17 protein-coding genes and 1 other RNA gene are annotated in these 14,842 nt (G+C 36.6%); 4 read left to right on the top strand and 14 right to left on the bottom strand.

Annotated features, from left to right (window positions below):
* Nucleotide 1: 1 nt before the first annotated feature.
* The 11 genes from purC to CBF30_RS11445 form a co-directional block, all read right to left on the bottom strand.
* A complete protein-coding gene (gene purC, locus CBF30_RS11495) occupies nucleotides 2-709 on the bottom strand; it encodes a phosphoribosylaminoimidazolesuccinocarboxamide synthase (RefSeq protein ID WP_126826978.1) in 708 nt (235 codons plus the stop codon).
* A 188-nt stretch (nucleotides 710-897) separates the two neighbouring features.
* A complete protein-coding gene (gene purB, locus CBF30_RS11490; RefSeq protein ID WP_126826975.1) occupies nucleotides 898-2,190 on the bottom strand; it encodes an adenylosuccinate lyase in 1,293 nt (430 codons plus the stop codon).
* A gap of 16 nt (nucleotides 2,191-2,206) precedes the next feature.
* Nucleotides 2,207-3,331: a 5-(carboxyamino)imidazole ribonucleotide synthase gene (gene purK, locus CBF30_RS11485; RefSeq protein ID WP_211340509.1), complete on the bottom strand. Its 1,125-nt coding sequence runs from the start codon at nucleotides 3,329-3,331 to the stop codon at nucleotides 2,207-2,209.
* Complete coding sequence (purE, locus tag CBF30_RS11480) at nucleotides 3,324-3,812, bottom strand: 5-(carboxyamino)imidazole ribonucleotide mutase (RefSeq protein ID WP_126826968.1); 489 nt, start codon at nucleotides 3,810-3,812, stop codon at nucleotides 3,324-3,326. The genes purK and purE overlap by 8 nt, the downstream gene beginning before the upstream one ends.
* Nucleotides 3,813-3,915: 103 nt before the next feature.
* Nucleotides 3,916-4,494 (bottom strand): xanthine phosphoribosyltransferase, encoded by a 579-nt coding sequence (locus tag CBF30_RS11475; protein WP_126826964.1) that lies wholly within the window; start codon nucleotides 4,492-4,494, stop codon nucleotides 3,916-3,918.
* A 190-nt stretch (nucleotides 4,495-4,684) separates the two neighbouring features.
* Nucleotides 4,685-5,374: a beta/alpha barrel domain-containing protein gene (locus CBF30_RS11470; RefSeq protein ID WP_126826960.1), complete on the bottom strand. Its 690-nt coding sequence runs from the start codon at nucleotides 5,372-5,374 to the stop codon at nucleotides 4,685-4,687.
* 36 nt (nucleotides 5,375-5,410) lie between these two features.
* Nucleotides 5,411-6,037, bottom strand: coding sequence for a glycoside hydrolase family 73 protein (locus tag CBF30_RS11465; protein ID WP_126826957.1), 627 nt, complete (start codon nucleotides 6,035-6,037; stop codon nucleotides 5,411-5,413).
* A gap of 8 nt (nucleotides 6,038-6,045) precedes the next feature.
* A complete protein-coding gene (locus CBF30_RS11460) occupies nucleotides 6,046-6,816 on the bottom strand; it encodes a M15 family metallopeptidase (RefSeq protein WP_126826954.1) in 771 nt (256 codons plus the stop codon).
* Nucleotides 6,813-7,385, bottom strand: coding sequence for a hypothetical protein (locus CBF30_RS11455; protein WP_126826951.1), 573 nt, complete (start codon nucleotides 7,383-7,385; stop codon nucleotides 6,813-6,815). The genes CBF30_RS11460 and CBF30_RS11455 overlap by 4 nt, the downstream gene beginning before the upstream one ends.
* Before the next feature lie 139 nt (nucleotides 7,386-7,524).
* Nucleotides 7,525-7,944 carry an 8-oxo-dGTP diphosphatase gene (locus CBF30_RS11450; RefSeq protein WP_126827129.1) on the bottom strand — a complete coding sequence of 140 codons (420 nt, stop codon included), beginning with the start codon at nucleotides 7,942-7,944 and terminating at the stop codon, nucleotides 7,525-7,527.
* 32 nt (nucleotides 7,945-7,976) lie between these two features.
* Nucleotides 7,977-8,960, bottom strand: a complete 984-nt coding sequence (locus CBF30_RS11445; protein WP_126826948.1) for an aromatic acid exporter family protein — start codon at nucleotides 8,958-8,960, stop codon at nucleotides 7,977-7,979.
* Nucleotides 8,961-9,201: 241 nt separating this feature from the next.
* Here CBF30_RS11445 and CBF30_RS11440 point away from each other — a divergent pair, with 241 nt between their 5' ends.
* The 4 genes from CBF30_RS11440 to CBF30_RS11425 all read left to right on the top strand — a co-directional run bounded on the left by CBF30_RS11440 (nucleotide 9,202) and on the right by CBF30_RS11425 (nucleotide 11,649).
* Nucleotides 9,202-9,846 carry a hypothetical protein gene (locus CBF30_RS11440; protein ID WP_126826945.1) on the top strand — a complete coding sequence of 215 codons (645 nt, stop codon included), beginning with the start codon at nucleotides 9,202-9,204 and terminating at the stop codon, nucleotides 9,844-9,846.
* Between the two features lie 11 nt (nucleotides 9,847-9,857).
* Entirely contained in the window at nucleotides 9,858-10,481 is a 624-nt protein-coding gene (locus tag CBF30_RS11435; protein ID WP_126826942.1) for an FUSC family protein, read from the top strand.
* A gap of 81 nt (nucleotides 10,482-10,562) precedes the next feature.
* On the top strand, nucleotides 10,563-11,240 hold the full coding sequence (locus CBF30_RS11430; protein WP_126826939.1) for a DNA/RNA non-specific endonuclease: 678 nt from the start codon (nucleotides 10,563-10,565) through the stop codon (nucleotides 11,238-11,240).
* A 10-nt stretch (nucleotides 11,241-11,250) separates the two neighbouring features.
* A complete protein-coding gene (locus CBF30_RS11425) occupies nucleotides 11,251-11,649 on the top strand; it encodes a hypothetical protein (RefSeq protein ID WP_126826936.1) in 399 nt (132 codons plus the stop codon).
* Nucleotides 11,650-11,787: 138 nt separating this feature from the next.
* Here CBF30_RS11425 and nagA read toward each other — a convergent pair whose 3' ends face one another.
* The 3 genes from nagA to ssrA form a co-directional block, all read right to left on the bottom strand.
* Nucleotides 11,788-12,939 carry an N-acetylglucosamine-6-phosphate deacetylase gene (gene nagA, locus CBF30_RS11420; protein WP_126826933.1) on the bottom strand — a complete coding sequence of 384 codons (1,152 nt, stop codon included), beginning with the start codon at nucleotides 12,937-12,939 and terminating at the stop codon, nucleotides 11,788-11,790.
* Nucleotides 12,940-13,030: 91 nt separating this feature from the next.
* Entirely contained in the window at nucleotides 13,031-13,855 is an 825-nt protein-coding gene (locus CBF30_RS11415) for a helix-turn-helix domain-containing protein (RefSeq protein ID WP_126826930.1), read from the bottom strand.
* Nucleotides 13,856-14,451: 596 nt separating this feature from the next.
* Nucleotides 14,452-14,819, bottom strand: a transfer-messenger RNA (tmRNA) gene (gene ssrA, locus CBF30_RS11410).
* Nucleotides 14,820-14,842 lie beyond the last annotated feature (23 nt).

Raw genomic sequence — 14,842 nt, 5'->3', positions numbered from 1 at the left:
TTTATTTCTTCAAACGACTCAAAACTTCTTGGTATATAGGAACTAAATCACCTAATTGCTTTCGATAGTTATCTTTATCTAGTTTTTCCTTTGTTTGTGTGTCCCATAAGCGGCAAGTGTCAGGAGAAATTTCATCAGCTAACACTAGACTTCCATCAGCTAACAGACCGAATTCTAATTTAAAATCAATAAGCTGTATCCCTTTAGCTTCAAACAACTGTTGCAACTTTTGATTAATTTCGTAAGTTTGACTTTTGATATACTCAATTTGACTCTTTGTCGCTAGCTGAAACTCGTAGATATGAGCTTCATTCATAAACGGATCATCTAGTGAATCATTTTTGTAATAAAATTCAATAATAGGCGCCTGAAGTACCACACCCTCAGCTAAACCAAATTTTTTAGAAAAGCTTCCTGCAGCGACGTTTCTAAGGACTACTTCTAAGGGAATAATCTCGACTTTATGGAGTAATTGCTCTGTTTGTGAATAGTTAGAAATCAAATGAGTTTTTATTCCTTGCTCGGCTAAATAGTCGAAAATAAGACAAGTAATTTGATTATTTAGGGTTCCTTTCCCGACAATCTGATCTTTTCTTTTTCCATTTAAGGCTGTAGCTTGATCTAAATATTCAGCAAGAAGTACATTTTTCCTATCCGTAGCATAAAGATTTTTCGCTTTTCCTTGGTAGATAAGTTCCTTTTTCTTCAAAACGCAAAACTCCCTCTTAGATTTGTTCGTGTTATTTTCATTTATAATTAAATAATACCAATAAAAACAAAAAAAACAAACATATTTATGTACATTTGTTTAAAAAACATTAAAATCGTTCGTGTTTTATCTATTTAAAAAAAGAGTATCGTTTTTGAATAAGAAAAACGATACTCTTTTTTACACGATTACAAGCCAACTCGATTAAAGATTTCATCCACATTTTTCAGATGATAGCGATAGTCAAACGCATCGGCAATATCTTTGGTCGTTAAAATTGACATAATTTTTTCATCTTGCTCTAAAAGTGGGCGAAACGCTGTTTGATGGTCCCATGCATAGGCTGTTTTAGGTTGCACCAAGTCATACGCGTCTTCTCTACTTAATCCTTTATCAATTAATTTTAGTAGCACGCGTTGACTATAAATCAAACCAAAAGTCGCCTCCATGTTGCGTTTCATATTTTCTGGGAAAACAGTCAAATTTTTAACAATATTCCCAAAACGATTCAACATATAGTTTAATAAAATAGTTGTATCGGGTATGATAATGCGCTCTGCAGATGAATGCGAGATGTCGCGCTCATGCCACAGCGTCACGTCTTCATAGGCAGTGACCATATGCCCTCGGACTACCCGTGCTAGTCCGCACATATTTTCAGAACCAATTGGATTACGTTTATGCGGCATTGCGGAAGAACCTTTTTGTCCTTTAGCAAAAAATTCCTCTACCTCACGTGTTTCAGATTTTTGCAGTCCACGGATCTCTGTCGCAAATTTTTCGATACTGGTTGCAATTAAGGCCATTGCGGCAACATAATCGGCATGCAAATCACGTGGTAAAACTTGCGTCGAGATTTCCTGTGCACGAATGCCCAGCTTTTCACAGACATAACTTTCAACAAAAGTTGGAATGTTTGCAAATGTCCCTACAGCTCCACTAATTTTACCAGCTTCTACTCCTTTAGCCGCACGATCGAAACGTTCAATGTTCCGCTTCATCTCCGAATACCACATCGCTAGTTTTAAGCCAAAAGTCGTTGGTTCTGCATGTACTCCGTGTGTTCGTCCCATACATACTGTCTCTTTATATTGTTGCGCTTTCTCACCGATAATTTTAAGGAAGCGTTCTAAATCTTTACGCAAAATATCATTGGCTTGCTTCAATAAATAACCGTACGCAGTATCAACTACATCCGTACTTGTCAGTCCATAGTGAATCCACTTTCTTTCTTCACCCAAAGACTCAGATACAGCTCTTGTAAAAGCGACGACATCATGACGTGTGCTAGCTTCAATTTCCAAAATCCTCTCAACATCAAACGTGGCATGTGTTCGGATTTTCTTCACATCTTCTCTTGGAATCTCTCCCAATTCAGCCCAAGCTTCATCTGCCAAAATTTCAACTTCTAACCACGCTTGATAGCGATTTGTATCGGTCCATATTCGACTCATTTCTGGTCGACTATATCTTTCAATCATCTCTTTATCTCCTTTATTAATCCCAGATATTCGTCTCTTTAATTTCTTGTTTGGTTTCGTCAATATTTTTAGTCAAAATTGTGATATGCCCCATTTTACGATTATATTTCGCTTGTTTTTTTCCATAAAAGTGAAAATTCCATTCGGGCTTTGCTTCAATTTCAGTAATAGCCTCCGCAAAATGTTGGCCTAAAATATTTACCATCATCGCCGGAGAAAGTAAATTAGGGGTCTGAGGCAGTGGCCAGTTACAGATGCCTCGGATATGGGCATCAAATTGTGAAACTTCACAAGCTTCAATGGAATAATGCCCTGAATTATGCGGACGTGGCGCTAACTCATTGACATAGATACTGCCATTTTTTGCGAGAAATAACTCCACTGCCATCACACCTCTTAACTCTATACTTTCAGCAATTGCTTTGCCAATTCGTTCAACTTCTTCAATTACTTCATCTGGAATCTTGGCAGGCGCAATCGTTTGGTGCAAAATATTATTTCTATGGGTATTTTCCACGACTGGAAAAACCATCGTTTCTGCTCGACTATTCGCTGCAATCAGAATAGAAAGCTCTTTTTCAAATGGAATCCAAGCTTCCAACACACAGGTCCCACTTTTAGTCAGTGGTATACATCCTTGGATATCCGACATGCTATTCATCACATGTTGTCCTTTGCCGTCATATCCTCCCCGGGTGGTTTTTAATACACAAGGAAATCCTATACTATCTATACTTTCCTCAATATCAGATAACTTAACAATCGTTGCATACGGAGCAATGTTGATGTTGTTTACATCTAAAAAAGCTTTTTCGAGCAAACGATCTTGTGTAATTTCTAAAAGCTTACTTCCTTGAGGGATGGGTACCGCTTTTTCAGCAAGTTTTAGAACCTCAGCATCTACATTTTCGAATTCATAGGTCAACACATCACAACGTTGTGCCATTTTTTCTAAAGCAAACTCATCGCTGTACCCCCCGACAATTTGCCAATCCGCGACTTGCGCTGCTGGACAACTTTCCAAAGGATCCAGTACTCCTACTTCAAACCCCATTTTTTTTGCGGAAAGACAAAGCATTTTCCCAAGCTGACCCCCACCTATAATTCCTATTGTTTGACCTGGAAGTATCATTTCAGACAAGCTTATCACTACTTTCTATTGCATTTTTGTTCATTTCACTTCGATAGTCCTCTAATTTTTTTTTTAATTGCTCATTGTTTATCGCTAAGATTTGAACTGCTAATAAAGCAGCATTCTTTGCGCCTGCACGCCCTATAGCAGTAGTTGCAACTGGAATTCCAGCAGGCATCTGCACAATTGAGAGTAATGAATCGACTCCATTTAAAGTACTCGTTTGGATTGGTACTCCAATAACAGGTAATACCGTATTTGCAGCAACCATCCCAGGTAAATGGGCCGCTCCTCCTGCACCTGCGATGATTACTTGAACGCCAGAACTTTGAGCTTCTTTTGCATGAGCAAGCATCTCCTGTGGCATACGATGCGCTGAAACCACTTTTTTTTCATAATCAATGCCGAATTGAGCTAGCATATTTACGGTTTCTTTCATCGTTTCCCAGTCAGACACACTCCCCATTATAACAGATACCTTTGGACACATACAAAATTTCTCCTCTCTTTTTCATCTTTCATCTTATGCTATATATACAATCGAAAAAGAAAAACAACACTTTTTTTATAAAGTATTGTTCTCATACTTGAGATTATTTCTCTGTTAAAAATTGGACTTGCTGATTTTCTAGCGAAGCAATACGTGCCAACGAATAAACATCGAAACCAGCTTTTTCAAGCAGTTCTCTGCCCGATTGAAACGACTTTTCAATGACGATTCCAATCCCTGTAACCGTCGCACCAGCTTTTTGACACAACTCCGAAAGCCCCAATGCTGCCTGTCCATTTGCTAAAAAATCATCAATAACCAGGACATTGTCAGTCGGTGTTAAAAATTTACTTGAAATAGAGACTGTACTAGTAACCTTTTTAGTGTACGAGTAAACCTCTGTACATAACAATTCATCTTCCATTGTGACACTTTTTTGTTTTCTTGCAAAAATAACTGGAACACCCAAAGAAAGACCAGTAAAAACAGCAGGCGCAATTCCGGACGCTTCAATAGTGATGACTTTCGTAATGTTTTTCGCTTGAAACTTTGCTGCAAACTCTTCGCCAATTTTCTGCATTAATTGCGCGTCAACTTGGTGTGTCAAAAACTGGTCAACTTTTAACACATTCCCATCTAATACCGAACCTTCTTGCTGAATTCGCTTTTCTAAAAAATTCAAACCATTATCCTCCTTAATAATAAGCAACTCTTTTTCAACACTTCAATTTTTTATAAACAATCCCGTTTAAAGCGGATTGCTTTTACATCTACTCAGATAAAAATATTGATCTACTCATAGTCATTATCTATTAAAATAAAAGAAAGCGCAAGTTTTTTATTGAAAAAAAGCGAACATTTTGCATACATCATCATTCATAATTCGTTTTTTCTGTTTTTCTATATAACTCCATTTTTTTACTAAATAGTTCTCCATTTGTTGGAGGTGTGTACGTTAAAGCGTTAGCTCCAGCTTTGATGGTTTCTAGGTTGGACTCATCTGTTGGTCCACCAGTAGCTATAATTGGAATTTCGCCAAACTCTTTTCTAATTTTGCGAACAATAGCTGCTGTATGCCTCCCACCACTAACGTTTAAAATAGAAACCCCAGCTTCAATCTTTTCCCGAATCGGCGTGTAAATCGAAGTGATTGTTCCAATAATCGGCACATCAACTGCCTCTTTCACATTTTTGATGGTTTCAATCGGTGTTGGAGCATTTACTACTACCCCAATCGAACCCTGCGCCTCGGCAAAAATACTCATATAAACCGAACGTTGTCCTTGCGTCAAGCCTCCCCCCACACCTGAAAAAACTGGAATATCCGCTGCTTCTGTGATACTTTTAATAATTGTTGGATGCGGAGTGAAAGGATACACCGCAATAACCGCATCTGCATCCGTATTTCTTATAATCGCAATATCTGTTGTGTAAATAATTGATTTAATTCGTTTCCCAAAAATTCTAATTCCACTACACTCACGTATGACTTTCGGAACTTTTACAATATCTTTCCTTAGTTCGGTCATAATCTCAGGTATCTCTTTTTTCTTTTCAGACATTTTAGATTCACTCCTTGAATTTGTTCGTTCGTTTATTTAATCGTATTGGTTTAACTGATAGGTTTCAATTACCGAGGTGATTTTACTGGCATAATCTGGATCTGTTGCATATCCCGCATCTTGTAAAGCTTGTGCTGCCACTTTATAATTCGTTGCTTTCAAAACATTTTGATATATTGTCGTATTCCATGAAACGCCATTGACAAAAAGCAAAGTGTGATCGGTCATTGAAGCTTGCCAATTGGGGTAAACTTTAAAAGCAGCCGTAATTTCTTTCCATTTGCCATCTTCGTATTCTTTTGTTTTTAATTCAACCTTATCTTCCGCATCTCCCGCTTTAATCCCAAATAAATTGTGATAGTCTTTGCCTAACTGGCTTTTTCCCCAATCAGATTCTAAAATAGCCTGTCCCAGTATGATACTAGGAAGTATGCCATATTGTTTCTGCAACTCTTTAGCATGTGGCAGGAGCTCTGCTATAAAAGTCTGTTGGGTTTGCTCTTGAGTGTCACTAGAGTCGTTTGTCTGTTGTACACTTGTTGATAAATGCTGTAAAACAACTATAAATAGCATTCCTAAGATCAAAAATAGACTAACTATTTTTGCAACTGACTTGCTGACTTGCTTAATTTTTTTTTGACGTTTTCTTTTTAATTTGCTCATCTAGTCTCCTAATCCTTTAATAATGCGAGATATTCTTCTAAAACCAGTTGATGTTTAGCCATATATAGAGCATTTTCTTTGCCAACGAACCGTAAATGCCAAGGTTCATACTGAATCCCAGTAATGTCTTCTTTTCCTTTAGGGTAGCGAATGATAAAACCATAAGTTGCGGCATTTTGAGCTAACCATTCTCCAGCTTTTGTTTCTCCAAAACTGGTCTCTAAAGCATTGCCTTTTTCATACCAAGTTTGTTCTAAAACATCAATTGCCAGACCTGTATGATGTTCGCTCGTTCCTGGCTCCGTCATGTACTCAAGCGCTTTTTTCTTAGCCGCTTCTTGAGAATAACCTTGATTGAGATAAGATTGAATATCATTGTTTAAAAGCTGCTGTTGGTAAGCAACCGACCGGTAACCAGAAATGGCAAGTAACGTATAACCAGCTTGTCTTGCAGCCTCGCTAAGCTGGACATAATAAGGATAGACCTTTTCATCTAATTGTTGCCCGTTTGCTAAGCTTGTGAGATTTGGTTGACGGTCCTTCACGGTATTATGAGCATTTACTAATAAAAGATTCCAGTCTTTTACTGAAACATCGGGCAACTCTGATTTTACCGCATTTTTCTTTTTTTGCTTGTTCGTTTGCGTTGTTGTGCTTGTTGTGCTTGTTGTGGTTGTTATCGTAGAGTGTTTAGACTTTTCGCCAGCCTTTTCTATCCCTAAAAAAATTCCGCTTAAAAAAAGAAGCCCAATTAAAAATAACGCAATTTTTTTCTTCACTCATTTTCATCCTCTATAATTTCTGAATTTGGCAACTTTTTAACATAGGTCTCAGTCAATTGATCATTTACCCATTCGAGCAAATTCACTTGGGACTCTTCAATTTGATTTTGGACAATGGCTGGCAGGTAAAATTCTAAAATATCCTCATATCCCCACACCCCGTAATCCATCACAACACGCAACTGAATCGTTTTATTATATAGATTTTCCTTGGTGGCTTTTTGAAACGAACTTTTTTGGGTAATCAACTCTACTTCAGCCGCACCTGTGTCCAACCATTTTTTGGCAATTAATGTTTTTAGGTGCTTGTACTCTAGCACAACGTAGTTTCGTTTTTCTGGGAGTAAGGCCGTACGCTGAACCGTTTTTTGTACCAGCATCCATTCATAATCGGAAAATAAATTTTTAATTTTTTGCATTTTTTCAGCATTGAGTCCACTATTTCCTTTTTTCCATTGCTGCCACTCATGCAAAGTGACGTCTAAATAGTTTTGACAGAAACTTTGTTCCGAAGCATACTGTGTCAAAATTTGATCAGTAATAATTAAAACCAGCGCTTTATGCATACGTTTTCTCTCCCTATTTACTGTATATTTCCTTTATTCTAACCTTTATAAACAGAAATTTCACCTTTTAGCTATAGCATTTAAAAAAATATAAAAAAGGAAGTGGACAACTTCCATTGCTCCGCTTCCTTTTTTTATATTAATAGTTACAGATTTCCCATTGTCCATTGCGTAATTCATGAACACATTCACTTTTCTTATCGTCTAAAAATACTTCTAGCATTTGTTCGAAACTAGGCGCTAATTGCTTTGAAACTAGGGTTGCAACATCTGTCCAGAATACTTCACCCTCACGCGAAGACTGCAACGTTCCTTTGTAACAATTCGTTTTATATAGAAATACGACATATCTAGTCCCGTCTTCTAAGAAAAATTGCTTTATCCCACACAACTCCAAATTCCATATTTCCAGTCCCGTTTCTTCTTTTACTTCACGAATGGTTGATTGAATAAAGGATTCTTCTAATTCAACATGCCCACCAGGAAACGTGATACCTGACCAGTCTGGTTTTACTCGATCTTGAACTAGTACTTTACCGCCATTGTAAACCATGCACATATTCGTAAAAATAGCCTTTTCTATCACTTGTTTTACACTTCCTTTTTCCCTTGTTTCCACAATTCCTGTTGCTCAACAAACTCAATCTTGATTTTAATAAAGGTTTCAAACTGTGTAAGCAACTGATACAATTTCGCCCGGTTTTCAAATTCTTTGCGTGATTGTGGCAAAGGCATCTCTCGATAAATTTGGTAAACATCTTGGACTTTTTTGGCAATCTTTTGCCCATCATTCATTTCAGAAAGAGTTTCCGCAGTACTTTCAAATAATTGCTTAATATCTTTTCCTGCTACCATATCAAAATGAATATCATGAAGTAAAACATTCATTGATTTTAATAACTGTACTTGGACATGACGCATATCCAAATAATGAATGTAATAGCTATTTTGTGTCAACAATTGATTTTCTGCATGTTGAATCGCCCAAATTTCTCCTTGCTTTAAGGCTTCTTCGACTTCTACGACCAATGTGTCACAAGTATTTAGTTCTGGAGATTTTTGATCAAATAATTGGGCCATCTCATATAATAAGATACGCAATTTTTCTTCAATCTTCACTTGATCGGATTTCAGTTTTTTTTCAATATTTGGCATATATAAGTTTGCTAGTAATGACAATCCCAGTCCAATAAACATGAGGAAGAAAGCATTCTTTATTATCCAAAAATCCATTGTTTGCTCCACTAAAAATTGCGTCACTAAAACGGAACTTACCGCAATTCCTTCTGACATTTTCCAAGCTGCTGCAATTGGAATAAATAAAACTAAAAAAGTACCAAAGGCAAAAGGTGTGTAGCCAAATGTTTTAAAGCAAATCCATGCGATACAAGTGGCTAAAACCAATGAACAAATCCGATAAAATCCAACTTGAAATGATGATCTTTTGGTGTTGGTCACACTCAGTATCGCAATAATTCCTGCTGATGTTGGGTAGAACAGGCCTAAACTACTTGCGATCAAAATAGCTAGCGTTGCACATACTGCAGTTTTTACGGTTCTTAAACCTATTTTCATTGTTTCCTCCCTCTTCTTTCATAAAAATATAACAATTATTAGTTCTACTGGTTATTTTATCACATTCATAAATGAAGACAAACTATTAGTTGCGTGACTTCAAACATCTGAAAAGACTTAAGTAATAAGTCATACGCTTTCACCCTTATATTCTTAGAAGTTCGGCTTTTATTTTCAAAATAGTAGCCGAATACGCTATTTTCGTATATGATAGAGTTACTAAATTAGAAAGGGTTTTTTGATGAAAAAAGGAATTGTTACAGGTATTCTACTGGCTACATGCGTGCTTATTTTTTCTGCTTGTGGTATCACCGAGGAATTAGATCAATCCAAGGAAACAGTTGCTCATCTTAAGCAAAACTTACAGAAGCAAGAAAAAAACTATCGAAACTATCAAATACTCGTTGATACGATTGATACAGTTTTTAAAGATGATCAAGAAGCTGCTACTGATGGAAAATTGCCTTTTACTGAGCAAGAAGGTTCACTTTATAAAAATTATAAAAAACGAGAACAATTACTACAAAGCATGGAAAAAGTCAATACTGACATTCAAAACACACGTAAGCAACTCGAAAAAATTGTTCAACAAAAAAGTGTAGATGTCCCCAATAATGATTTGAAGCATATTGCGGAGAGTTTAGAAATTATGGAGAGTAATTTTTCTGCTTACGAAGCTTTTATCAAAACAGCAAATGAACAAGAGACCAGACTATATGACAATTATCCAGTAGATGATTTAGAAGTGCAGCGTTCTATTATAAAACGAACTTATGGCTCTGTTTCTTTGGTTACTGAGGAATCTGAAGCAAATATTAGCTACACGCTAAACTTGATTGATACTTTTCAAAAATCAACTGCTACCACATCAAGTCAAAAGAAATGAAGGGATATTCGTTGAAAATCGGAAATTTTCGTTTAGGATTGCGTACAGTTAAAACGGCAATTGCGGTGATGTGTTGTTTGCTTATTTTTCGTTTGTTTATGAAAGATAGCGATACTTATACCATTTCTGCAATGATTTCTTCTCTTTCAGCAGTATTTTCAATGCGTGAAGATATTTCAACCACTCTAAAATTTGGTCGCTCGCGCATCATTGGAAACAGTCTTGGTGGTTTGTTTGCCCTTTGCTACACTTTAATTCACAACAAATTCCCCCACTCTTTGTTTGTAGAAGTTTTTTGTATTCCACTTTTTGTCCTACTATTTATCGTTGTTTCTGATGGTATCAACAATAATGCTGGAATCATCGGTGGCATCTCTGCTTTATTAATTATTAGTTTAACCATTCCCAATAGCAGTAGTGTAGCCTATACTGTTTCAAGAGTTTTAGATACTTTTATTGGGACTTTTGTCGCCTTTATCGTTAACGGTGTTATCAAACCACACAAACGGGAAGAAATTGAAGAAATTGATACAAAAGTCTTAGAACTTCAAAAACATGAGTCGGAACTGGCTGAACTAAAAGAAAAACTGAAATATTATGAAGAACGTGACCGGCAAAAAGAATCTGAAAAGTGATTTTCAGATTCTTTTTATATGATTTAGCCCCTAAGCTACTGTTTCGTATCGTATCCCTAGTGTTTAGAAAAGGAGTCTGCTATGGCCAAGAAAAAAAAACAACAACCTATTTTTAGTCCTTCTGTAATGCTAATTGCTCTGTTCGTCCTTTTATGTTTGGCTTTGTTTGGGATTCAAGTACCTAGTGTTGTGCAAGATTTATTTGGTGTAAGCTTGGCGCCTACCACTATCCAAAAAACTTCTTCCAGTTCGCCAACAAGTGGAAAAAATCCCGGACCAATTGAAAAAGGGGAAGCGACCTTCACCCAAAATGACTTAAAAATTCAAAAGCACGGTTGGATTGTCTACCATGCTTTAGACTCTTTAGGGCGAGCAACCAGTGCAGATGCCCTTTTAACAAAGGAAATGATAAATAGCGGAACTACCGCTAGTAAAGATATTCGTCCTACTGGCTTCATTTCAGGCCTTTCTCCTTACTATCACTCTAGAGGCCATCTCATTGGGAGACAGCTTGGAGGTAGTGGAGATAAACCGGAAAACTTAGTCACACTCTATCAAAATCCAGTCAACACTCCCTATATGACAAAGTACGAAAATATGGTTAGACAGGCACTTGAAACCGGAGAAACCATTCGCTACCGAGTAACCGTACGTTATCAAGAGGATGCACTGCTTTGCCAAGAGCTTCAAATCGAAGCAAAGAGCGTGTCTCAGAATGGAACCCTCAACTTTAATATTGTAATCTTAAACGAAATATAGGTGAAGAAATATGTCAATTTCAAAACAGTTACAACCACTAAGGGATGATAGTTCTCCCGCGGAATTTCTAGATTTTCTTTCAGCTCAATCACTAGAAAGTCTTGATGATTTTTTTATTTTTTCCGGTTCAGATGGTTATAAACAATTTATTGAAGCCATTGATTTTTTACATTCGAACGCGACACTCTCTCAAGAAGATCTCGGCAGCCTTAAAGCTCAACCAAGCTTTCACTATATTTGTCAGACGATTGATGGAGACTATCTACTGGCAACATCAGAACAAGTCTTGGTCGTACCAAGTTCATTAAATAAAACTGATATTGAGCGTTACGCTCTGTCAATTGTACCTTTCTTTTTAAAGTATGAGGACGGCAGCCTTTCTTCCAAAATATTGCCAAAAAATTATTAAAGCTTCGCATAGGGCTAAAAAAGTAAGCGGGACATAACTCTTTGAGTCGTGTCCCGCTTACTTAGAATCCTTATAAACAAAGGGAGCTACAGCCCCACTTTAAGATGCAATAGTCCTATTTTCCTCTCTGTTCGTCTATCACACTTTTTGATAGCGACATTCCCCATCTAAATAAGTTGCTTCTAATTCCATATTTGGCGTTAAAACAATGAAATCTGCTGCTCGGCCTTTTGCAATGCTCCCACACTTATCTGCAATATTGCAACTAATTGCAGGAATTAAACTAGCCATCATGACAGCTTCTGCTGGTGTCGCTAAGCCCCAGTCGACCACATTTTTAATGGCTTCTTTTAATTTTAAGATACTTCCAGCTAAATTCCCTGTTTTCAAACGAGCCGTGCCATCTTTCACCACAACAGGAAATTCTCCCAATACGTAATCTCCATCGGGCATTCCACCAGCCATCATACAATCCGTGATTAGCGCGACATGATCATGACCTGTGGCTTCAATTAAGGCTTTACAAGCGCTAGGATGAACATGATGTCCATCACAAATCAATTCAGAAAAGACTTCTTTTAAAGTTAGAGCCGCTCCAGCCATACCTGGCTCTCTATGATTAAATCCTCTCATGCCATTAAAAGCATGAACAAAAACACTTGCCCCGGCTTCAACAGCCTCTCTTGCCTGTTCCAGAGTTGCATCACTATGGCCTAGAGACACAACGACTCCTTCTGCTGTAATGGTTTCGATAAATTTCGTTACATGTGTTCTTTCAGGCGCAAGCGCAATTTTTTTAATTAACCCCCCAGCAGCCTCCTGCCATTCATGGAAGACTTCTAAATTTGGATCTGAAAAATAAATTGGGTTTTGTGCTCCCTTATGTTCCTCTGTAAAGAAAGGTCCTTCAAAATAAATCCCTTGAATTTTTGCTCCATCCACTTCTTTGTAATGGTCTCCAATTGTTTTAGCCACTGCTTTCAATCGTTCTTTACTAGAAGTTAACGTTGTTGGTAAAAAAGACGTAACCCCACAAGCAAGTAAGGACTCTGACATCACTTTGATTCCCTCAAAATCATTGTCCATCACATCATGATTTTTATATCCATGAATATGTGTGTCCACTAATCCAGGAGCAATCCACTTCCCTGAGTAGTCAATAACTTTTGCCTTATTATCTGTCATTTCTTTCGTATACTTTCCAAAAACTCCCTTTTCTATTTCCAAAAAACCAGGTCCAGATGTGCCACTTTTCAAAAAGAATTTATCTGCATAAATATATGTTTTCATCTTTATCCTTCTTTCTTCGTTCTCTATAAATTAAAATTACCTCTATTCACAGAATAAGTCAAGATTGGATTAGACCATTTTTGAAATAAATTTATTTTTCTTCATACAAAGAGATTCTTTTTAAACTTTCTGTTATCGCTATAATATCAGTCGCAACATCTAGATTGCCCAGGTCACTTAAGATAATTCCTTGTAATAGTAATAAATCATTCAAATAATAAAACGTTCCATTTTCTAACGATAGATTAATACCGGATTTGCTATAGTGAAGTGCTTTTTCTGTATCATTCAAATACAAGTACATATTTGAAATTTCATAGTATAGCTGAACCCAAATTCGATTACTCGATTGGTGCGCATATTCCTGAATCATTGCTAAGACTTCTTTTAAGATCATTTTGACTGCTTTGTTATTATCAGCACTCACATTTACTTTCCCTTTAAAACTCAAAATTTGAATCGTCAGTAAGGAGGCTGCCCTTCCATATTTGCGATAACTTTCTGCCTGTTTTAATATTTCTAAAATTTTAAAATTATCTTCTCCTAAATAATACAAAGACTGAGCATATAAGTAATAAAGCATTTGCTTTTCCTGATCTTCTAGTTTGTTCTGATTAATAGGGCAAGTTTCAATCAAATTAAGTAATTCTTGATACTTTCGCGAAAAAAAAAGAGTTTTTAATTTACAAATAAATGAAAATGAATCGTCTCTTATATAGCGTTCTTCGTTTATCAGTTGTTGGACTTCTATATCAAGTTTCTCACAAACTTGTTGAAGGATAACAATATTAGGGATTTGTTCGTTATTTTCAATTCGACTGAGCATACTTTGTGAACAAATTCCTTTGGCTAAATCATACTGTGTCAAATGTTGTTTTTTTCTTAGTTGACGAATGATATTTCCAAATGTGTACATTTAAAAGACCCCTTTTTATTCATTTTCTTTCTCTATTCTAACCGAACCGACACCGTTTTTCAATATTACGTATCTATTTTGAAAATAAAAAAGGAAACGTTTTACATTCTATGAAATTTTTAAATGTTAAGACATTAGCTACTTAATGCAAGAATCCTTTTTTTACTTTTGTTTCCTTAAAATTATAGCTGATTATGATTGAATTTAACGGTTATAAGTTTCGCGCTTGCATCTACACAAAAACAGAACCAACCTTGCCCTGTTTCACCATTTATTGAACTTTTTTGCTTTTTTTCTCTCCAATCATAAAAATAATTTTCTGTAGCGTTGCTTTATCCCAACATACAGCGAGAAACAAGCTCCACGAGAAAAATCAGAGAGCGTCTAAGACTATAGCCAACTTCACCAAAAACTATCTTAGAGCCTTATAGGCGCTTAGTAATGGATCCAATTACACATGGAAAAAATGTTCAGAAAGTTGCTGAACATTCTACTATGAAAAAAGAGAGCGAAATCGTATTTCGATATAAAAAAAGCCTCAAAACATCAGATAAATTGCTTTATCTCATTGTTTTGACGCTCTTAGCATTCTCTCACTATGGAGACGGCGGGAGTCGAACCCGCGTCCAAGCATATTGCCACTTCAATATCTACGTTTATAGTCAACTCATTTAAGGGTTCGCTTTACAGCTTGCCGAGTGACAGGCATTCTGTATTGCTAGTCTGGTATTCTCTTTTAAACTTTACAGACGGAAAAGTTTAACGTATCCCACTGAATTTGAGACCCTTACTTGAGCACATGGGCGATGCCAAGAGGATCTTCACCCGCTGTTTTTAGGCAGCTAAAGCGAAAGTATTGTTTTCGTTTTTAGCAGTTATATTTAACTGTAACGTTTTTACGTAGCCGTAACCTACGAAACGCAATTCAAGCTCAAACTATACCTGTCGAATCCGTAACGCCCCCAAAATATTCAGGGTGTACGAATG

Origin of the sequence: Vagococcus entomophilus (assembly GCF_003987595.1) — a bacterium.
In the GTDB taxonomy this organism is placed as follows: domain Bacteria; phylum Bacillota; class Bacilli; order Lactobacillales; family Vagococcaceae; genus Vagococcus_E; species Vagococcus_E entomophilus.
Note: the sequence above shows the minus strand (reverse complement) of the source record. Positions and strands in the feature narration are given on the sequence as shown.